The organism is Stenotrophomonas maltophilia group sp. Smal17, assembly GCF_030237045.1.
GTDB lineage: Bacteria > Pseudomonadota > Gammaproteobacteria > Xanthomonadales > Xanthomonadaceae > Stenotrophomonas > Stenotrophomonas forensis.
Map to the genome: position 1 here is coordinate 1 of NZ_JASJSU010000183.1, position 994 is coordinate 994.

Annotated in this window: 1 protein-coding gene; it reads right to left on the reverse strand. The window is 66.9% G+C overall.

The features are described 5' to 3' along the window. Positions 1 to 26: 26 nt before the first annotated feature. Positions 27 to 994 (reverse strand): lipid A deacylase LpxR family protein (locus tag QRO93_RS21475; RefSeq protein ID WP_285304363.1); only part of this gene is annotated, 968 nt, incomplete at its 5' end.

Here is a 994-nt window from a genome sequence, read left to right on the forward strand (position 1 = left end):
GCCCGCCACTACCATCAGCCCCTCGCTTACAGCGAGCGGCTGATGGTGAAGCTGCCGAACACCGGGGCTTCGCGCTGGCCGTAGAACTCGCGGGTGCTGTGGTAGCGCGCCACCGCGAACTTCCAGCGGCCATGGGTCAGCGCCATGCCATAGCCGCCCTGGGCGACCACGTGGCGCTTGTCCACGCTATGGCTGCTGCGGAACGTGTTGCCGTCCAGGGTGATGTCGCGGATCACCCAGGCCGCGTCGGTGGTGACGAACATGTGCCACGACCAGCCGCTGGGGCGGCCGCCACGCGTCGGCGCGGTGTTCTCGCCGGCCGGACGCAGCGGCGTGCTGCCGAAATCATCGGGCAGCTTCCAGCCGAAACGCACTTCGCCACCGGCATTGGCCTTGGTTTCCAGATTGCCGATCGCACCGCCGTAGTGGCTGATCGCATCCCAGCCCCAACCGCCGGCATTGAGGCTGGCATCGGCGGGCCAGCGGCGCATGCGCTCGTGGGTCAGCATGAACAGCGGTTCGTTGTGCAGCTGGTTGTCCCAGCCCTCGAACTTCTTGTCATTGAGGATGTCGTGCACCGCATCCTGCACCTGCTTGCCCTGTGCCCATGGACCGACCACGCCCAGCGTCAGCTGGGTGGTCTGCAGGCGGTCGCCGCTGCGCGCGTTGAAGCCGAAGCTGGCGATCAGCACGCCGGCATACGGTCGATCATCCTTGATCAGGTCGCGGCGGGCCGGATCGGTCGGGGTGAAGATGCCCTGGCCGATACTGAAGATCATGTTCTGCTGCTCGAACCTGCCCGGGTGCAGGCCTTCCAGGTACTGGTTCACCCAGCGCGCCATCCGGGGCAGGCAGGGGTCATCGGTGTAGTCGACCAGGTTCGGCGAGACCAGGGTCAGCTGGGCGCCGTTGGTGTAGCCCTGGTCCTGGTGGCGGCCACCGAACAGGTCGTTGTCGACGCGGATGTTGACCTGTGGCGGGTGGTCGCGCATGG